Below are 18954 nucleotides of genomic sequence, written 5' to 3' on the forward strand. Positions count from 1 at the left end.
GGAAGGCACCCCGAAGTTTGGGAGACTGTCTCGGTGAGAAGACCAGCTCCCACCCCTCGCGTCATCACCGTCGTCGGTCCCACCGCGGCCGGAAAGTCCGATCTGGGAGTGTTTCTCGCCCAGCAGCTCGGTGGTGAAGTGGTCAACGCCGACTCCATGCAGCTCTACCGGGGCATGGACATCGGCACGGCGAAGCTGACTCTCCCCGAGCGTGCCGGCGTTCCGCACCGTCTCCTGGACATCTGGGACGTCACCGAGGCCGCGAGTGTCGCCGAGTACCAGCGGCTCGCGCGTATCGAGATCGACCGGCTGCTGGCCGAAGGCCGTACCCCCGTCCTGGTGGGCGGCTCGGGTCTCTACGTGAAGGGCGCGATCGACGCCCTCGAATTCCCGGGCACGGACCCCGGCGTACGGGCACGGCTCGAACAGGAGCTCACGGAGCACGGCTCCGGCGCCCTGCACGCCCGGCTCGCCGCCGCGGACCCCGAGGCGGCCCGCGCCATCCTGGCCGGCAACGGCCGCCGTATCGTCCGCGCCCTGGAGGTCATCGAGATCACCGGCAAGCCCTTCACGGCCAACCTCCCGAGCGGTGAAGCGGTCTACGACGCCCTTCAGATCGGTGTGGACGTCGGACGCCCCGAACTCGACGAACGTATCCGTACCCGCGTGGACCGGATGTGGGAGGCCGGGCTGGTGGACGAGGTGCGTGACCTGGAGGCCCGCGGGCTGCGCGAGGGACGCACCGCCTCGCGCGCGCTGGGCTACCAGCAGGTGCTCGCCGCTCTCGCGGGGGAGTGCACCGAGGACGAGGCACGCACGGAGACCGTACGCGCCACCAAACGCTTCGCGCGGCGGCAGGACTCCTGGTTCCGGCGCGACCCGCGCGTCCGCTGGCTGAGTGGTGCCGAGGAAGAGCGCGGAGAACTCCCGCGCCGGGCGCTGGCGTTGGTCGAACGAGCGGTTACAGCCTGATCACGTGATGGCATCGGGACGCTCCGCCCGTCATTTCGGCGGCCGGGGCCGTGCCATCATCGAGCATCGATCGACCAGTGGAGTCCGAGTTGGGAGGGCGCGTGGCGATGGAGGCCGGCCCTCGCGACACAGACAGAGACGTACCGGACACGCAGCACGAGGCAGGACGCCTGAGCCCCGACGGGCCGGACGAACACGAGGTGGCCCCCGAGGTCGAGGTCGAGCTCCGGCCCGCCCGCCGGCTGCGGATCTGGCAGCTCGCGCCCATCGTGGCGCTGGCGGCGGTCGGCTCCCTGATGTTCGCCTTCCCGCTCGCCTTCGAGTTCGGCGGCGGCGGTGCCGTCGTGGCGATGCTGGGCTTGCTGATCAGCGGCTGTGCCGCGGGCTGGGGCATGATGGCCGCCCGCCGTGTCGGCCACACCTGGCCCGGCCTGCCGGCCAGGGGATCGAACGAACGCCCCGACTGGCGCGTGGTTACGCTGTACGTAGCCGTCTGCGCCGTGCTGGTGGCCCTCGCCGTCTGGCGCGTGGCCCGGCTCCGCTGACCGGCCCGGACCCCAGGAGCCCCTTCCGAGGGCAGGCGCCGGCCCGCGACGTGGCCCGGACCCGCTGACTGTCGGCGGAGCCTCGTACAGTTGCTTCGTGAGCACTTCGCAGATCACCTTCCTCAAGGGACACGGCACCGAGAACGACTTCGTGATCGTTCCCGACCCGGACAACGCCCTCGACCTGCCGGTCTCCGTCGTCGCCCGGCTCTGCGACCGCCGGGCGGGCATCGGCGGCGACGGGCTGCTGCACGTCGTGCGGTCCGCCGCGCACCCCGAGGCGCGAGGTATGGCCGAGCAGGCCGAATGGTTCATGGACTACCGCAACGCGGACGGCTCGGTCGCCGAGATGTGCGGCAACGGGGTGCGTGTCTTCGCCCGCTACCTCCAGCGTGCCGGGTTCGTCGCCGAAGGTGATCTGTCCGTCGCCACGCGGGGCGGGGTCAAGCGGGTGCACATCGCGAAGGACGGCGATGTCACGGTCTCCATGGGGCGTGCCGTGCTGCCGGGCGACGGCGTCACCGTCACCGTGGACGGCCGCAGCTGGGAAGCCCGCAACGTGAACATGGGCAATCCGCACGCCGTCGCGTTCGTCGAGGACCTGGACCACGCCGGAGAGCTCTCCTCCGTACCGCCGTTCAGCCCGCGGTCCGTCTACCCCGACGGGGTCAACATCGAGTTCGTCGTGGACCGCGGCCCCCGGCACGTCGCGATGCGCGTCCACGAGCGCGGTTCCGGTGAGACCCGGTCGTGCGGCACCGGGGCCTGTGCGGTGGCCGTCGCCGCCGCACGCAGGGACGGCGTGGACCCGGCGGCGACCGGCGCCCCCGCGGCGTACACCGTGGACCTGCCCGGCGGCACCCTGGTGATCACCGAATACCCGGACGGCGGGATCGACATGACGGGGCCCGCCGTGATCGTCGCGGAGGGCGTGATCGACCCCGTCTGGCTCGAAACGATGATCGGTTAGAGCTTCGCTCGAATGGGTGATCCGTTTCACGCTGAGCGAGAGCTGGACTGCGCCACGTGGTGGGGTCGATAGCATCAAGCACCGGCTCGGGGGTGTAACCGCATCCACCGCCGGTCGACGTTGCCGGAGGTGCCCCATGAGCGCAGAGGCCACCAATCCAGGTGCTCCCCTTCGCAAACGCGGTCGTCCACGGATCGACCTGCGCAGGCTGGGCCGTGTCGCCCTGCTCGGGCCGGTCTCCCGTGACCGGCTTCCCGACGCCATCGGGCATGTCGCGGAGGCTCATCGCGCGCACTACCCGGACGCCGACCTCGCCATCCTGCGCAAGGCGTACGTCCTCGCCGAGACCTCCCACCGCGGCCAGATGCGCAAGAGCGGTGAGCCGTACATCACCCATCCGCTGGCGGTGACCCTGATCCTCGCCGAACTCGGCGCGGAGACGACGACCCTGACGGCCTCGCTGCTCCACGACACGGTCGAGGACACCGATGTGACCCTCGATCAGGTGCGGGAGCAGTTCGGCGACGAGGTCTGCTACCTGGTCGACGGCGTCACCAAGCTGGAGAAGGTCGACTACGGGGCGGCTGCCGAGCCCGAGACCTTCCGCAAGATGCTCGTCGCCACCGGGAACGACGTCCGCGTCATGTCGATCAAACTGGCCGACCGGCTGCACAACATGCGGACACTCGGCGTCATGCGCCCCGAGAAACAGGCCAGGATCGCCAAGGTCACCCGGGACGTGCTCATCCCGCTCGCCGAACGCCTCGGGGTGCAGGCGCTCAAGACGGAGCTCGAGGACCTCGTCTTCGCGATCCTGCACCCGGACGAGTACGAGCGCACCCAGGCCCTGATCTCCGCCTGGAGCGGAGCGGAGGACCCTCTCACGGAGATCGCCGGCAGCGTCCGATCGACCCTGCGGGAAGCGGGCATCAGCGCCGAAGTGCTCATCCGGCCGCGTCACTTCGTCTCCGTGCACCGGGTGAGGATCAAACGCGGCGAGATGCGGGGTACCGACTTCGGACGGCTGCTGGTGCTGGTCGGGGAGGACGCCGACTGCTACGCGGTCCTGGGCGAGCTGCACACCTGTTTCACCCCGGTCATCTCCGAGTTCAAGGACTTCATCGCGGCGCCCAAGTTCAACCTCTACCAGTCGCTGCACACGGCGGTGGTCGGACCCGAGGGCGCGGTCGCCGAAGTCCTGATCCGTACGCACCGGATGCACAAGGTCGCCGAGGCGGGTGTCGTCGCGCTCGGCAACCCGTACACCCAGGACGGGACCACCGCCGCGCACCAGGCCGAACCCGCCGACGGCGAGCGCGCCGACCCGACCAGGCCCGGCTGGCTCTCCCGCCTCCTGGACTGGCAGGAGTCGGCGACCGACTCCGACACGTTCTGGGCCACGCTGCGCGCCGACCTCGCACAGGACCGGGAGATCACGGTCTTCCGCACCGACGGCGGGACCCTCGGGCTGCCCGCCGGCGCCAGCTGCGTCGACGCCGCCTACGCGCAGTACGGCGAAGAGGCGCACGGCTGCATCGGAGCCCGCGTCAACGGCCGGCTGGCGACGCTGAGCACCGCGCTGAACGACGGTGACACCGTGCAGCTGCTGCTCGCCCAGGACGCCTCTTCCGGGCCCTCCCCGGAGTGGCTGGACCACGTCCGTACGCCTGGCGCCCGGATCGCGATCACGGCATGGCTCGACGCCCATCCGGACGGCGCGCAGGGCCCCCGCAAGAGCAGGCCCGACGCCCCGAGGCCGCAGGCCCAGCCCGCCGACGACGCGGCGCACAGCCGGGCCAGGGCAGCCGGCCGGGCTCCGATCGTGGCGGTCGGCACGCCAGGAGCACCGGTCCGGCTCGCAGGGTGCTGCACCCCCGTCCCGCCCGACGGCATCGTGGGATTCACGGTGCGCGGCGGCGCCGTCACCGTGCACCGCGAGGAATGTCCGGCGGTGGCCCGGATGAGGGCGATCGGCCGGCCGGCCGTGGAGGCGCGCTGGAACGACCCCGGCGGCCGGAGCGGCACCCCCGACTACCGGGTCACCCTCGTCGCCGAGTCCTTCGGACGCCCCCGGCTCCTCGCCGACCTCACCGAGGCCATCGCGACCGCGGACGCCGCCATCGTCTCGGCGACCGTCGAGCCGCCCAGCGAACAGCGCGTCCGGCACACCTACACGCTGCAGCTGCCCGACGCTGCGGGGCTGCCGGGCCTCATGCGGGCGATGCGCGACGTACCCGGCGTGTACGACGTGAGCCGCGCCCAGCAGCCCGCCGCCACCGGCTGACACCCCTGCCCGTCCGGGACCTCTCCTTGCAGCCCACCGGCGAACCCGTTCGGGTGGTGCGGCGCGCGCCACCCCCGCGTGGACGGGGCGCGCTGGTAGCCGTAGTCCATGCCGCTCACCTCCCGCCGACTGCGTGCCGCTCTGCTGGCCACCGCGTCGGTCACCCTCGTCGCCGCCACCCTGCCCGCACCCGAACCGCTGGGCATCGGCGACCGACTCTTCCCCCACCTCGGCAACCCGGGCTACGACGTCCTCTCGTACGACATCTCTCTCACCTACAAGGGCCGCAACACCGAGCCCCTGGACGCCGTCACCACGATCGACGCGTGGACCACCGCACCGCTGGAACGGATCAACCTCGACTTCGCCCGGGGTGCCGTCCGCTCCGTCGAGGTCGACGGGCTGAAGTCGGAGTTCGCCACCGCCGGTGAGGACCTGATCGTCGACGCGCCCTCCCGGATCCGGGCCGGGGTGCCCGTGCGGATCACCGTCCGGCATACGAGCGACCCCTCGGGGGACCGGGCCAACGGGGGCTGGGTGCCGACCGCCGACGGCCTCGCGATGGCGAACCAGGCCGACGCCGCCCACCGGGTCTTCCCCGGCAACGACCACCCCGCCGACAAGGCGTTCTTCACCTTCCGGGTGACCGCGCCCAAGGACCTCACGGTCGTGGCGGGCGGCCTTCCCGCCGGGAAGCGGGACCACGCCGGCGCGACCACCTGGACCTACCGCACGGAACACCCGATGGCGACGGAACTCGCCCAGGTGTCCATCGGCCGCTCCGCCGTCCTCCACCGGACCGGGCCCCGGGGACTGCCGGTACGCGACGTGGTGCCCACGGCCGACCGGGCGAAGCTGGAGCCCTGGCTGGAGAAGACCCCGGCGCAGCTGGCCTGGATGGAGAAGCAGGTCGGCCCGTACCCGTTCGAGACGTACGGACTCCTCGTCGCGGACACCGAGACGGGCTTCGAGCTGGAGACGCAGACCCTCTCGCTCTTCGAACGCTCCCTGTTCACCGGGGACGGATATCCCGAGTGGTACGTCGACTCGGTCATGGTGCACGAGCTCGCCCACCAGTGGTTCGGCAACAGCGTCTCCCCGCGGTCCTGGTCCGATCTGTGGCTCAACGAGGGGCACGCGACCTGGTACGAGGCCCGCTACGCCGAGGAACACGCGCAGAAGCCCATGGAGCGCCGGATGCGCGAGGCCTACACCCGCTCCGACACCTGGCGCGCGGCGGGCGGTCCGCCCGCACGCCCCGACGTGCCCACCCCCGACCACAAGATCAGCCTCTTCAGGCCGGTCGTGTACGACGGGAGCGCGCTCATCCTGTACGCGCTGCGCGAGGAGATCGGCGAGGCCGCGTTCGACCGCCTTGAGCGGACCTGGGTACGTGTCCACCGGAACGAATCGGCGACCACCGAGCAGTTCACGGACCTGGCGTCGAGGATCGCGGGACGGGACCTGACGGCGTTCTTCGACGGGTGGCTGTACGGGAAGAAGACCCCGCCGATGCCGGGGCACCCGGACTGGCGCAGCGAGACGCCCCGGAGCGCCTCGCTCGGGCAGAGCCCCGCGCGGGCGCCGAAACCCGAGTGACGGCCCGGTCGGGGACATGCCACTATCGACGCGTCGGCACGGCGGCCGGCCGGTGGATCCCCCTCCATGGGAATCTTCCGGCGGGGTCACGCGTTGTGACTGACGTATCGGACTTCTATCGACGTAAGGATCCAATGACCTCCTCTTCTTCCCTTCCCCAGGACGCGCAGGACGCGCAGAGCGCCACGGAAGCCAACTCCGAGAGCCTCACCGAGAGCCTTCGGGCCGACGCCCTGATGGAAGAGGACGTCGCCTGGAGCCACGAGATCGACGGAGAGCGGGACGGCGAGCAGCTCGACCGTTCCGAGCGTGCGGCTCTGCGCCGCGTGGCAGGCCTCTCCACCGAGCTCGAGGACGTCACCGAGGTCGAGTACCGACAGCTGCGCCTGGAGCGCGTGGTTCTCGTCGGTGTCTGGACATCGGGGACCGTCCATGACGCGGAGATCTCCCTCGCGGAGCTCGCGGCCCTCGCCGAGACGGCGGGCGCCCAGGTGCTCGACGCCGTGTTCCAGCGGCGGGACAAGCCCGACCCGGCCACCTACATCGGCTCGGGCAAGGCGCTGGAGCTGCGCGACATCGTTCTCGAATCCGGGGCCGACACCGTCGTCTGCGACGGTGAGCTCAGCCCCGGCCAGCTGATCCACCTGGAAGACGTCGTCAAGGTCAAGGTGGTCGACAGGACCGCCCTGATCCTCGACATCTTCGCCCAGCACGCCAAGTCCCGTGAGGGCAAGGCGCAGGTGTCGCTGGCACAGATGCAGTACATGCTCCCGCGTCTGCGCGGCTGGGGTCAGTCGCTGTCCCGGCAGATGGGCGGCGGCGGTTCCAGCGGCGGTGGCGGCATGGCCACCCGTGGTCCTGGTGAGACCAAGATCGAGACGGACCGGCGACGGATCCGCGAGAAGATGGCGAAGATGCGCCGGGAGATCGCGGAGATGAAGACCGGCCGGGAGATCAAGCGCCAGGAGCGCAAGCGCAACAAGGTGCCTTCGGTGGCGATCGCCGGATACACCAACGCCGGAAAGTCGTCGCTGCTCAACCGGCTCACCGGCGCGGGTGTCCTCGTGGAGAACGCCCTGTTCGCGACCCTCGACCCGACCGTGCGCCGGGCCGAGACGCCGAGCGGCCGCATCTACACCCTGGCCGACACCGTCGGGTTCGTGCGGCACCTGCCGCACCACCTGGTCGAGGCGTTCCGCTCCACCATGGAGGAGGTCGGCGAGTCCGACCTGATCCTGCATGTGGTGGACGGTTCCCATCCGGTGCCGGAGGAGCAGCTCGCCGCCGTGCGTCAGGTGATCCGGGAAGTCGGCGCTGTCGACGTACGCGAGGTCGTCGTGATCAACAAGGCGGACGCGGCCGACCCGCTCGTCCTGCAGCGCCTGATGCGCGCCGAGAAGCACGCGATCGCGGTATCGGCGCGGACCGGCGCCGGTATCGACGAGCTGCTCGCGCTCATCGACGCCGAGCTGCCGCGGCCGTCCGTGGAGATCGAGGCGCTCGTGCCCTACATCCAGGGCGGGCTCGTCTCCCGGGTGCACGCCGAGGGCGAGGTGATCTCCGAGCAGCACACACCGGAGGGCACCCTGCTCAAGGCGCGGGTCCACGAGGAGCTCGCTGCGGAGCTCGCCGTCTTCGTGCCGGTGGCTCACTGACGCGGTAGACACGCAGGAGGCCGGGCTCCCCCTCGAAGGGGAGCCCGGCCTCCTTGTGCTCCGGCCCTCGACCGCCGGGCCGGAGCGCGCGGTCCTACTGTCCCGCGTACTTCTTGCTGACGGCCTCGTAGACGCCCTTGGCCTCCTCGCCCAGGCGGGGGCCGGCCAGCCAGCCCGCCGTCACCGGGCCGATGGAGGTGTTGGAGACCAGCGCCGGCTTACCGTCCTGGCCCTTCGCGACCCAGCCGCCACCGGAGGAACCACCGGTCATCGTGCACCCGATGCGGTACATCGTCGGCTGTTCCTGGAAGACGGCGAGGCGGCCCGGCTCATCGGTGCACCGGAGAGCCTTCTGGCCGTCGAACGGCGGGGCAGCCGGATAGCCGGTCGCCGTCATGCTGTCGATCTCCGGGACGGCCGGGGCGTTGAAATCGACCGGGAGTGCCGAACCGACGGTCTCCTCCAGGGACTTGCCCGTCGAACCCTTCTCCGGAGCGACCTGCAGCACCGCGAAGTCGTACGGGGCTCCCTGGCCGCCGGTCGCGGCGCCCTGGTTGATCCACTGGTCGGAGGTCTGCGCCCACTGGCCCCACCACACGCCGTACGGAGCGATCTCCTCCTTCGTCGCGTTCTGCAGCTCGGCCGTCGACATACCGCTGTCGTTGTACGAGGGTACGAAGGCGATGTTGCGGTACCAGCCGCCGTTCTTGCCCGCGTGCACACAATGCCCGGCCGTCCAGACCATGTTGGACTTGCCCGGGTGGGCCGGGTCCTGCACCACGGTCGCAGAGCAGACCATCGAGCCCTCGGGCCCGTCGAACAGGAGCTTGCCGGACTCGGGCGCGCTCCCGTGGTACGGCGTCTGCAGGTTCGCGGCCTCGACCGGCGCGGGGGTCGGGTCCGTCACGCCCTCGTCGCCGGAGATGTCGTTGTCGACGGGGTTCTCCGGGGCCTTGTCGGCGTCCCGCATCCGCTCCGGGTCCCAGAGGTCCTCGATGATGGGGTTGACGTAGTCCTTGGCCTCACGCAGCCACTTGTCCCTGTCCCAGTTCTTCCACTCGCCGTCCCTCCACTTGTCGAGGTCGATCCCGTGCTCCTTGAGCCGGTCCTTGAGATCGTCGGGGATCACGACCTTTCCGTCGGAGGACTGGCCGGTGGAGCTGCTCGGCTCGCTGATCGCGCCGTCCTCCTCCGGCCCGCAGGCCGTGGCGGAGAGCGTCAGGAGAGCGGCAAGGGCGGCCGCGGCGAACACCCGAGGGGTGCGGCGGGCGCTCCCCCCGCGGTGTGCGGTATCGGTCGGGCGCATGGGTCGCATCTGTTGATCCCCCTGGGACTTCGTCACTGACTTCGGTGCCGCACTGCGGACTTGGCGTGCGCGGCAGAGCCGTGCGGCCACATCGCGCATCGCTCGGAGCGGCGGCTCCGTGCCGAGTGCGGCCCCTACTATGCCGGTGCCGTTGGGGACGGTGCGCGGCAGGGCCACGGTTCCGCCTGTACAAGGATCTTCCGATTTACCCGTGATCTTCCGCGTTCCGCGTCGTTGGTACGTACGGGGGACACCCGGACGGCGTTCATCGGCGCAGTCCGCCCCTGGGGGACCGTACCGATGCGCAACGCAACTGTTACAGCAGGAGGACCGAACAGCCGTGGCCGTGACCGAACCAGCTCCGGTGGCGCTTTCTCCTGCGCACGAAGGGATTCTGCGGCGTCAGGCACTACGTGAATCGGCGGCCCGCACCTATGCGCGGTCCCTGCCGATCGTGCCGGTACGCGCACGGGGCATGACGATCGAGGGCGCGGACGGCCGACGCTATCTCGACTGTCTGTCAGGTGCGGGCACGCTGGCCCTCGGGCACAACCACCCCGTGGTGCTCGAGGCCATCCGGAAGGTCATCGACTCCGGCGCACCACTGCATGTGCTCGATCTCGCCACACCCGTCAAGGACGCCTTCACGACCGAGCTGTTCGCCACGCTGCCCCGTGAACTGGCCGACAACGCCCGGATCCAGTTCTGCGGTCCGGCCGGGACGGACGCCGTCGAGGCGGCCTTCAAGCTGGTCCGGGCGGCGAGCGGGCGCAGCGAACTCCTCGCCTTCACCGGCGCGTACCACGGGATGACCGCCGGTGCCCTGGCCGCTTCGGGTGGGGCCACGGACGTCCGGGTGACGCGGCTGCCCTTCCCGCAGAACTACCGCTGCCCCTTCGGAGCCGGCGGGGAGCGGGGCGCGGACATCGCCGCGCACTGGACGGAATACCTCCTGGACGACCCCAAGGGCGGGGTGCCCGCTCCGGCCGCCATGATCCTGGAGCCGGTCCAGGGCGAGGGCGGGGTGAACCCCGCCCCGGACGGCTGGATGCGCCGGATGCGGGAGATCACCCAAAAGCGTTCCATCGCCCTGATCGCGGACGAGGTGCAGACCGGAGTCGGCCGGACCGGCACCTTCTGGGCGGTCGAGCACAGCGGTATCGTGCCCGACGTGATGGTGCTCTCGAAAGCCATCGGCGGCTCGCTGCCCCTCGCGGTGATCGTCTACCGCTCCGAGCTCGACCTCTGGCAGCCGGGCGCCCACGCCGGCACCTTCCGGGGCAACCAGCTGGCCATGGCAGCCGGCGCCGCGACCCTCGCGTACGTACGGGAGAACCGGCTCGCCGAACGCGCGGGGACACTCGGCGCGCGCATGCTCGCCCGGCTCCAGGCGCTCGGCGCGGACCATCCGAGCATCGGTGACGTCCGTGGCCGGGGCCTGATGATCGGCATCGAACTCGTCGACCCCGAGGCCGAGCCGCTCACCGTCACCGCCGAGAGCGGCTCCGCCCCGCCGCCCGATCCGGCCCTCGCCGCGGCGGTGCAGCAGGAGTGCCTGCGCCGCGGCCTCATCGTCGAACTCGGCGGACGCCACGGCGCCGTGGTCCGACTGCTCCCTCCCCTCACTCTCACCGACGAACAGGCGACGGCGGTCGTCGACCGCCTCGCCGACGCGCTGAGAGCGGCCGAGCGCTCTCCGTACCGCCGGGCCGCTGCCGGGCCGACCCGCTGATCCCGGACCCCTCACAAGGAAGACCGCCGTGAACCCCACCCCTGCGCCCGAGGCCGACGGCCCTCTCACCAGCCAGCAGCGAGGACATGACCTGCCGGAGGGCCCCCTCGCCGTCGAGTCGACGACCGTGCCGCGCCAGAAGGCCGGTCCGCACGGCACCCCGCGTGCCGGTTCGGACGCCCTCACCGGCGCCGTCCCGGCGGACCGCCCCGGCGACACGGTGCGGGACCCGCTCGACCATCCGGACCCGCTCCGGGCCGCGGACTCGGCCGGTACGGAGAATCTGCTGCGCTGCTGGACCAGGGAGAACGACCTGCCCCGCCCCCGGGGAAACACCCTGCGCGTTCCGCTCCCCGCCAGCGGCACCGCCCTGCTCGTTCCGGTCGCCCACTGGTCCGCGACGGGCTGGCACCGCTTCGGGACGCCGTCCCTGGAGAACGCGCCCGACGGTGCCCCGGGCGTCGACGCCGTCACCGTGGCCGCGCTGCTCAGCCGGGAGAGCGAGCGGAACACCGGCGTCGATCTGGTGGCCAGGGTGGCCGACTCCGTACGGCACACGGCTGCGTTCATCGCCGACCGGCGCCGCACACCCACCGCGCCGCCGGAGGCCGATCTCTTCCTCACCGCCGAACAGTCCCTCGTCCTCGGCCACCCCCTGCACCCCACGCCCAAGAGCCGTGAAGGCCTCTCCGAGTCGGAGACGCTGCTCTATTCACCCGAGCTGCGCGGCTCCTTCCCGCTCCACTGGATGGCCGTGGACCGTTCCGTGCTGGCCACGGAGTCGGCGTGGACGAAGGCCGGCCGGCCGGTCTCGGCGGAGGCGCTCCTCGCACCACACTCCGAAGGGCTGGACCTCCCCGAAGGGACCACGGCCCTTCCCCTCCACCCCTGGCAGGCCGCGGAGGTCCTGCGCCGCCCCGACGTCGTCGCCCTGTGCGAGAAGGGCCTCCTGCACGACCTCGGCCCGTACGGCGAACGCTGGCACCCCACCTCGTCCGTCCGCACCGTGCACCGCCCGGGCTCCGACCTCATGCTGAAGCTGTCCCTGGGCGTACGCATCACCAACTCCCGCCGCGAGAACCTCCGTAAGGAGCTCCACCGAGGAGCCGAGGTGCACCGGCTGCTGCGCACCGGCCTCGCCGACCGGTGGCAGGAGGCACACCCGGGCTTCGACATCGTCCGGGACCCGGCCTGGCTCGCCGTCGACCAACCGGACGGCAGCCCCGTCCCCGGCCTCGACGTGATGCTCCGCCACAATCCCTTCGGCCCCGCCGACGACGCCGTGTGCATCGCCGGACTCACCGCCCCGCGGCCGTGGCCCGGCCGTCCCGGCACGCACTCGCGGCTCGCCGACACGGTCTTCTCGCTGGCCGCGCGCACGGGCCGGACGACCGGGGCGGTGTGCGCCGAGTGGTTCCTGCGCTACCTCGACCGCGTCGTCCTCCCCGTCCTCTGGCTCGACGCCAACGCGGGTGTCGCCCTGGAGGCCCACCAGCAGAACACGCTCGTACTCCTCGACCAGGACGGCTGGCCCGTCGGCGGCAGGTACCGCGACAACCAGGGCTACTACTTCAGGGAGTCCCACCGGACCGCACTCGAGCGCCGGCTCCCGGGCATCGGTGCCGTCAGCGACACCTTCGTCACCGACGCCGTCACGGACGAACGGCTCGCCTACTACCTCGGCATCAACAACGTGTTCGGGCTGATCGGCGCCTTCGGTGCCCAGCGGCTCGCCGACGAGCAGCTGCTCCTCGCCGCGTTCCGCCGTTTCCTCGAAGGCGCCGTCGACCTGGGATCCTCCCTGCCCGCCTACCTTCTGGAGACCGGCCAGCTCCGCTGCAAGGCCAACCTGCTGACCCGGATGCACGGCCTCGACGAACTCGTCGGTCCGGTCGACACCCAGTCCGTGTACGTCACCATCGCCAATCCGCTCACCGGCGGCAAGGCATGACGGTCTGAACCAGCGAGAGGAGAGCGTCACGGTGCACCAAGCCGATGCCCACACCGGGACCGGTGCCGGCCCGCCGGACGGCACCGGCACCGAGGACACCCTGGAGCTGCGGCTCACCGAGGAGCTCCTCGCCCTGCTCGGTGACGGCTCGGCGGCGGCCGACGCGACGGCCGACGCCTCCGCTCTCGTGGGAGATCCCGGCGGGTGGAGCCCGGTCACCACTTCCGCCGGGGCGTTCCGACTCGTCCCGGTGGAACCCGAACGCGATCTGGCGGTGATCAGCCGCTGGATGAACGATCCCGCGGTTGCCGCCTTCTGGGAGCTCGCAGGACCGGAGCCGGTCACCGCGGCGCACCTTCGCCGGCAGCTCGAAGGGGACGGCCGCAGCGTCCCCTGCCTCGGAGTCCTCGCGGGTACCCCCATGAGCTACTGGGAGATCTACCGCGCGGATCTGGACCCGCTCGCCCGCCACTACCCGGCACGGCCCCACGACATGGGGATCCACCTCCTCATCGGCGGTGTCGGCAACCGAGGACGGGGCATCGGAACCGTGCTGCTCAGGGCCGTCGCCGATCTCGTACTCGACAACCGGCCGCACTGCGGACGCGTCGTCGCGGAGCCGGATCTGCGCAACACCCCGTCCGTGTCCGCTTTCCTGAGCGCCGGCTTCCGCTTCTGCGCGGAAGTGGACCTTCCCGACAAGCGAGCCGCCCTGATGGTCCGCGACCGAGCGCACCGTGACCGCCTGTGAACAACTCGCCGCACCGCACAGCCTGCTCGAACCCCATCGGTCCCACCCGGAGGAGTCCCCGTGCCGACATATCCTGCGAGCCATCATCCGGCGAAGCCTCATACGCCGCTCGACACTCCGGAACTCAACCGGACCGTCTGGGACCGGGCTGCGGCGAGGCTCCTCGCCAAGATGCTCGGTGAGTTCGCCTACGAGGAAGTCATCGAGCCCGTACCCCGGACGGACGACGGATCGGGGCGGACCGGCGACTACACCCTGACGCTCGACGACGGCGCGACCCTGAGCTTCCACGCCCGGCGTGGTGTCTACGGCAGCTGGCGTGTCGACCCGGCGACGATCCGCGAGTTCTCCGCCGGGGACACCGGGGCCGGCAGCACCGACGGCGCACCCTTCCGGGACCCCCTGAGATTCCTCGCCCGAGGACGCCGTCTTCTCGGTCTCGACGGTGCCACGCTCGGCCACCTCATCCGCGAGCTCACCGCCACCCTCACCGCCGACGCCCGGCTCGACCACACGGCGCTCACCGCGGCGCAGCTCGCCGAGCTCCCGTACGCCGAGCTCGAAGGACACCAGACAGGACACCCCTGGCTCGTGGCGAACAAGGGCCGTCTCGGATTCTCCGCCACCGACGCCGCCCGCTTCACACCGGAAGCCCGGTCCGCGACCGCGCTGCCATGGATCGCCGTCAGCACCCGCATAGCGGGTTACCGGGGAGTGGGCCGTGTCGCCGCCCCCGGAGACCTCTACGACCGGGAACTCGACCCGCATGTCCGGGAATCCTTCGCCGCGATCCTGCGCGGACGGGGGCTCGACCCCGCGGACTACCTGTTCCTCCCCGTGCATCCATGGCAGTGGGACGAATGGATCGTCCCCCTCTTCGCCCCCGCGATCGCGGACGCCGAGATCGTTCCCCTGCACACCGACGACGACCTCCGGCTGCCGCAGCAGTCCATCCGCACCTTCACCAACGTGGGGCGGCCCGACCGGCACACGGTCAAGCTGCCCCTGTCGATCCTCAACACCCTTGTCTGGCGGGGCCTGCCGACCGAACGCACGCTCGCCGCCCCGGCCGTCACGGCGTGGGTCCAGGGGCTGTGCGACGGCGATCCGTTCCTCCGGGACTCCTGCGGCGTCATCCTGCTCGGCGAGGTCGCCTCGGTGGCCGTCGAACACCCGCTCTACGATCACCTCCCCGAGTCTCCGTACCAGTTCAAGGAGATCCTCGGAGCGATCTGGCGGGAGCCTCTCCAGCCGCGGCTGGCACCCGGTGAACGCGCCCGTACGCTGGCCTCGCTGCTGCACACGGACCCCGACGGCCGTTCCTTCACCGCCGAGCTCGTCGCCCGCTCGGGGATGGCCCCCGCCGCCTGGCTGACCCGGCTCTTCACCGCGCTGCTGCCACCACTGCTGCACTTCCTGTACCGCTACGGCACGGTCTTCTCCCCGCACGGTGAGAACGCCATCGTCGTCTTCGACGAGCACGACGTACCCCTGCGGCTCGCGATCAAGGACTTCGTCGACGACGTGAACGTCAGCGCCCGGCCGCTGCCGGAGCACGACACGATGCCCGCGGACGTCCGGGACATCCTGCTCACGGAGGACCCCTCCTTCCTCACCCAGTTCATCCACTCCGGTCTCTTCGTGGGCGTCTTCCGCTATCTGTCGCCCTTGTGCGAGGAGCAACTGGACGTACCTGAGGGTGAATTCTGGTTACTCGTGCGTGCCGAGATCCTGAGGCACCATGCCCGGTTCCCCGACCTCAAGGAGCGGTTCGAGATCTTCGACATGCTGACGCCGACGATCGAGCGCCTGTGTCTCAACCGCAACCGTCTGCATCTGGACGGCTACCGCGACCGCCCGCAGCGCCCGCACGCCGCCGTCCACGGCTCCGTCCCCAACCCGCTCCACCCTTCCGCGTGAGTCCGGGAGCGATCGATGGTGTCAGTGGGGCGCCGTAGGGTGGACGGGCTATGACGAAGCCATCTCTCCCCGAGCTCCTCCACGCCGCCGTCACCGCCGTCGGCGGTACGGAACGCCCCGGCCAGGTCTCCATGGCCGAGGCCGTCGCCGAGGCTGTCGACGACAACGCCCATCTGCTCGTCCAGGCCGGCACCGGCACGGGCAAGTCCCTCGGCTACCTGGTGCCGGCGCTGGCCCACGGCGAGCGGGTCGTGGTGGCCACGGCCACTCTGGCCCTCCAGCGCCAGCTGGTGGAGCGGGACCTTCCGCGTACGGTCGACGCGCTGCACCCGCTGCTGCGCCGTCGGCCGCAGTTCGCCATGCTCAAGGGCCGGTCGAACTACCTCTGTCTGCACCGGCTCCACGAGGGGGCGCCGCAGGACGAGGAGGAAGGACTCTTCGACCAGTTCGAAGCGGCGGCGCCGTCGAGCAAGCTGGGCCAGGACCTGCTGCGTCTGCGGGACTGGTCGGACGAGACGGAGACCGGCGACCGGGACGATCTGACGCCGGGTGTCTCGGACCGTGCCTGGTCCCAGATCTCTGTCTCCTCGCGCGAGTGCCTCGGTGCCACCAAGTGCGCGTACGGGGCCGAGTGCTTCGCGGAGGCGGCCAGGGAGAGGGCCAAGCTCGCCGATGTCGTCGTCACGAACCACGCCCTGCTTGCGATCGACGCGATCGAAGGCGCCCCGGTGCTTCCCAAGCACGAGGTGCTCATCGTCGACGAGGCCCATGAGCTGGTCTCCCGGGTCACCGGGGTGGCCACCGGTGAGCTCACCCCGGGCCAGGTCAACAGGGCGGTGCGCCGAGCGGCGAAGCTGGTCAACGAGAAGGCGGCCGACGCGCTGCTGACCGCGTCCGAGGGATTCGAGCGGGTCATGGAGCTGGCGCTCCCTGGGCGCCTCGAAGAGGTGCCGGAAGACCTCGGCTACGCACTGATGGCCCTGCGTGACGCCGCGCGTACGGTGATCTCCGCTCTAGGAGGGACCCGCGACAAAAACGTCCAGGACGAGGACGCTGTGCGCAAGCAGGCGATGGCGTCGGTCGAGTCCATCCACAGTGTCGCGGAGCGCATCACCCAGGGCTCCGAGTACGACGTCATCTGGTACGAGCGCCATGACCGCTTCGGGGCGTCGGTCCGGGTCGCACCGCTGTCCGTGTCCGGGCTGCTGAGGGAGAAGCTGTTCGCCGACCGCTCGGTGGTGCTCACCTCGGCCACCCTCAAGCTCGGCGGTGATTTCAACGGGGTGGGGGCCTCACTCGGTCTCGCGCCCGAGGGCACGGCGGGTGACGACATCCCACAGTGGAAGGGGCTCGATGTCGGCTCGCCCTTCGACTACCCCAAGCAGGGCATTCTGTACGTCGCCCGGCACCTGGCCACGCCCGGCCGGGAAGGTTCCCGCACCGACATGCTCGACGAGCTCGCGGAGCTGGTGGAGGCGGCGGGCGGCCGCACCCTGGGCCTGTTCTCGTCCATGCGGGCGGCCCAGGCGGCAGCCGAGGAGCTGCGTGGCAGGCAGGACAAGCCGATCCTGCTGCAGGGCGAGGAGACACTCGGCGAGCTGATCAAGAATTTCGCGGCTGACCCCGAGACGTGTCTGTTCGGGACTCTCTCCCTCTGGCAGGGCGTCGATGTCCCCGGCCCGAGCTGCCAGCTCGTGATCATGGACCGGATTCCGTTTCCCCGGCCGGACGACCCGCTGATGAGCGCCCGGCAGAAGGCGGTCGAGGACGCGGGCGGCAACGGATTCATGGCGGTGGCGGCGACCCATGCGGCGCTGCTGATGGCACAGGGCGCGGGCCGGCTCGTCCGGGCCATGGGCGACAAGGGCGTGGTCGCGGTGCTCGACCCCCGACTGGCCAACGCGCGGTACGGGAGCTATCTCCGCGCCTCCCTGCCCGACTTCTGGTACACCACGGACCGCAACCAGGCGCGGCGCTCGCTCGCGGCCATCGACGCGGCGGCCAAGACCGCTCAGTGAGCACCGCGGACGTGCCAGGGCCCCGGGATCGGCGCAGAGATCCCGGGGCCCAGTCCGAACCGGCGGAGCTCACACTCGCCGCAGCACCGCCACGACCTTGCCAAGGATCGTCGCCTCGTCACCAGGGATCGGCTGGTAGGCGGAGTTGTGCGGGAGCAGCCAGACATGGCCGTCCTCCCGCTTGAACCGCTTGACCGTGGCCTCGCCGTCCAGCATGGCTGCCACGATGTCGCCGTTCTCCGCGACCGGCTGGCGCCGGACCGTGACCCAGTCCCCATCCATGATCGCCGCCTCGATCATCGAGTCACCGACGACCTTCAGCACGAAGAGCTCGCCGTCACCGACGAGCTGGCGGGGGAGCGGGAAGACGTCCTCGACGGACTCCTCGGCGAGGATCGGCCCGCCGGCGGCGATCCGGCCGACCAGCGGCACGTACGACGCCGCGGGCTTCCCGGTGGTGTCGGTCGGCTGGGTGCTGGGCTGATCCGAGCCCCGGACCTCGTAGGCGCGCGGCCGGTGAGGGTCGCGGCGCAGGAAGCCCTTGCGCTCCAGAGCCATCAGCTGGTGGGCGACGGACGAGGTGCTCGAGAGCCCCACCGCCTGGCCGATCTCGCGCATCGACGGGGGATAGCCCCGCCGCTGCACGGAATCCCGGATCACCTCGATCACACGCCGCTGCCGGTCCGTGAGCCCGGAGCTGTCCGCCCGGATTCCAGGAGGCCGGCCGGGCAAGGAGCGTGCGGGGCGTGTGGGCTCTGGCCCCTCCGCGTTCATGACTGAGTCATTCATGGCATGCACCGGCTCAAGTCGGCTCTGGGAGCGGTGGTCCTGGGCAGTGATGGTGGCGCTGTCTGCGGTGGTGGTCACGTCGGCCCCTCTCGAATGGTCTCCCTAGTTAGGCAACGGTAGTAGCTTTCGAAAGGTTGCGCCAAACACACGTTCGAGTGAAAAACAAATAAAGGGCTGTCGCGCGCTTGCCGAGAGGTGTATGAGCTGAATGCGGCGGACCGGAATCGAGCGCGGTTCCCGGAGGCCACGCTAGCGTTCCGCCGGTCCGTTCCCGTGCGCGGGGGTGGGTCCCCGGCGTGCCGTGGTGTGCCCTCCGGGGCTCGCGCCGGGCCGCCTGCCGGGCGGCCCCCGCGGCCCGGGCATGTGTGCGTTTCCCGTACCCTCGTGCCGGGCCGTAGGCTGCCACCCGGCCCCCGGGGGAGCGCGACACGCGCGGGGGTGAAGGTGGAGCGAAACCCTAGA

At 71.0% G+C, this 18954-nt stretch carries 13 protein-coding genes; 11 read left to right on the top strand and 2 right to left on the bottom strand.

Features of this window, described 5'->3' with window-relative positions; genetic code table 11:
* Window positions 1-33: 33 nt before the first annotated feature.
* The 6 genes from miaA to hflX all read left to right on the top strand — a co-directional run bounded on the left by miaA (window position 34) and on the right by hflX (window position 8025).
* Window positions 34-972, top strand: a complete 939-nt coding sequence (gene miaA / locus OG379_RS28520) for a tRNA (adenosine(37)-N6)-dimethylallyltransferase MiaA (protein WP_405665823.1) — start codon at window positions 34-36, stop codon at window positions 970-972.
* Between the two features lie 107 nt (window positions 973-1079).
* Window positions 1080-1517, top strand: a complete 438-nt coding sequence (locus OG379_RS28525) for a hypothetical protein (protein ID WP_405668684.1) — start codon at window positions 1080-1082, stop codon at window positions 1515-1517.
* A gap of 97 nt (window positions 1518-1614) precedes the next feature.
* Window positions 1615-2487: a diaminopimelate epimerase gene (gene dapF / locus OG379_RS28530; RefSeq protein ID WP_405665824.1), complete on the top strand. Its 873-nt coding sequence runs from the start codon at window positions 1615-1617 to the stop codon at window positions 2485-2487.
* A 136-nt stretch (window positions 2488-2623) separates the two neighbouring features.
* On the top strand, window positions 2624-4771 hold the full coding sequence (locus OG379_RS28535) for a RelA/SpoT family protein (RefSeq protein ID WP_405665825.1): 2148 nt from the start codon (window positions 2624-2626) through the stop codon (window positions 4769-4771).
* Between the two features lie 108 nt (window positions 4772-4879).
* Window positions 4880-6370 (top strand): M1 family metallopeptidase, encoded by a 1491-nt coding sequence (locus OG379_RS28540; protein WP_405665826.1) that lies wholly within the window; start codon window positions 4880-4882, stop codon window positions 6368-6370.
* Between the two features lie 134 nt (window positions 6371-6504).
* On the top strand, window positions 6505-8025 hold the full coding sequence (hflX, locus tag OG379_RS28545; protein WP_405665828.1) for a GTPase HflX: 1521 nt from the start codon (window positions 6505-6507) through the stop codon (window positions 8023-8025).
* Window positions 8026-8119: 94 nt separating this feature from the next.
* Here the strand turns inward: hflX and OG379_RS28550 are convergent, their stop codons facing one another.
* Window positions 8120-9331, bottom strand: coding sequence for a trypsin-like serine peptidase (locus tag OG379_RS28550; protein WP_393761971.1), 1212 nt, complete (start codon window positions 9329-9331; stop codon window positions 8120-8122).
* Window positions 9332-9671: 340 nt separating this feature from the next.
* Between OG379_RS28550 and OG379_RS28555 the strand changes: the two genes are divergently transcribed.
* From OG379_RS28555 to OG379_RS28575, 5 genes are read left to right on the top strand one after another with little or no spacing between them, the layout of a single operon-like run.
* Window positions 9672-11063 carry a diaminobutyrate--2-oxoglutarate transaminase family protein gene (locus OG379_RS28555; RefSeq protein WP_393761973.1) on the top strand — a complete coding sequence of 464 codons (1392 nt, stop codon included), beginning with the start codon at window positions 9672-9674 and terminating at the stop codon, window positions 11061-11063.
* A gap of 28 nt (window positions 11064-11091) precedes the next feature.
* Window positions 11092-13014: an IucA/IucC family protein gene (locus OG379_RS28560; protein WP_405665829.1), complete on the top strand. Its 1923-nt coding sequence runs from the start codon at window positions 11092-11094 to the stop codon at window positions 13012-13014.
* A 31-nt stretch (window positions 13015-13045) separates the two neighbouring features.
* Window positions 13046-13765 (top strand): GNAT family N-acetyltransferase, encoded by a 720-nt coding sequence (locus tag OG379_RS28565; protein WP_405665831.1) that lies wholly within the window; start codon window positions 13046-13048, stop codon window positions 13763-13765.
* Between the two features lie 60 nt (window positions 13766-13825).
* Window positions 13826-15685 (top strand): IucA/IucC family protein, encoded by a 1860-nt coding sequence (locus OG379_RS28570; RefSeq protein ID WP_405665833.1) that lies wholly within the window; start codon window positions 13826-13828, stop codon window positions 15683-15685.
* Between the two features lie 50 nt (window positions 15686-15735).
* Window positions 15736-17703, top strand: coding sequence for an ATP-dependent DNA helicase (locus tag OG379_RS28575; protein ID WP_405665834.1), 1968 nt, complete (start codon window positions 15736-15738; stop codon window positions 17701-17703).
* A gap of 69 nt (window positions 17704-17772) precedes the next feature.
* Here OG379_RS28575 and lexA read toward each other — a convergent pair whose 3' ends face one another.
* On the bottom strand, window positions 17773-18570 hold the full coding sequence (gene lexA / locus OG379_RS28580) for a transcriptional repressor LexA (RefSeq protein ID WP_104789571.1): 798 nt from the start codon (window positions 18568-18570) through the stop codon (window positions 17773-17775).
* Window positions 18571-18954 lie beyond the last annotated feature (384 nt).

This window comes from Streptomyces sp. NBC_01166, assembly GCF_045039765.1.
Lineage (GTDB): Bacteria > Actinomycetota > Actinomycetes > Streptomycetales > Streptomycetaceae > Streptomyces.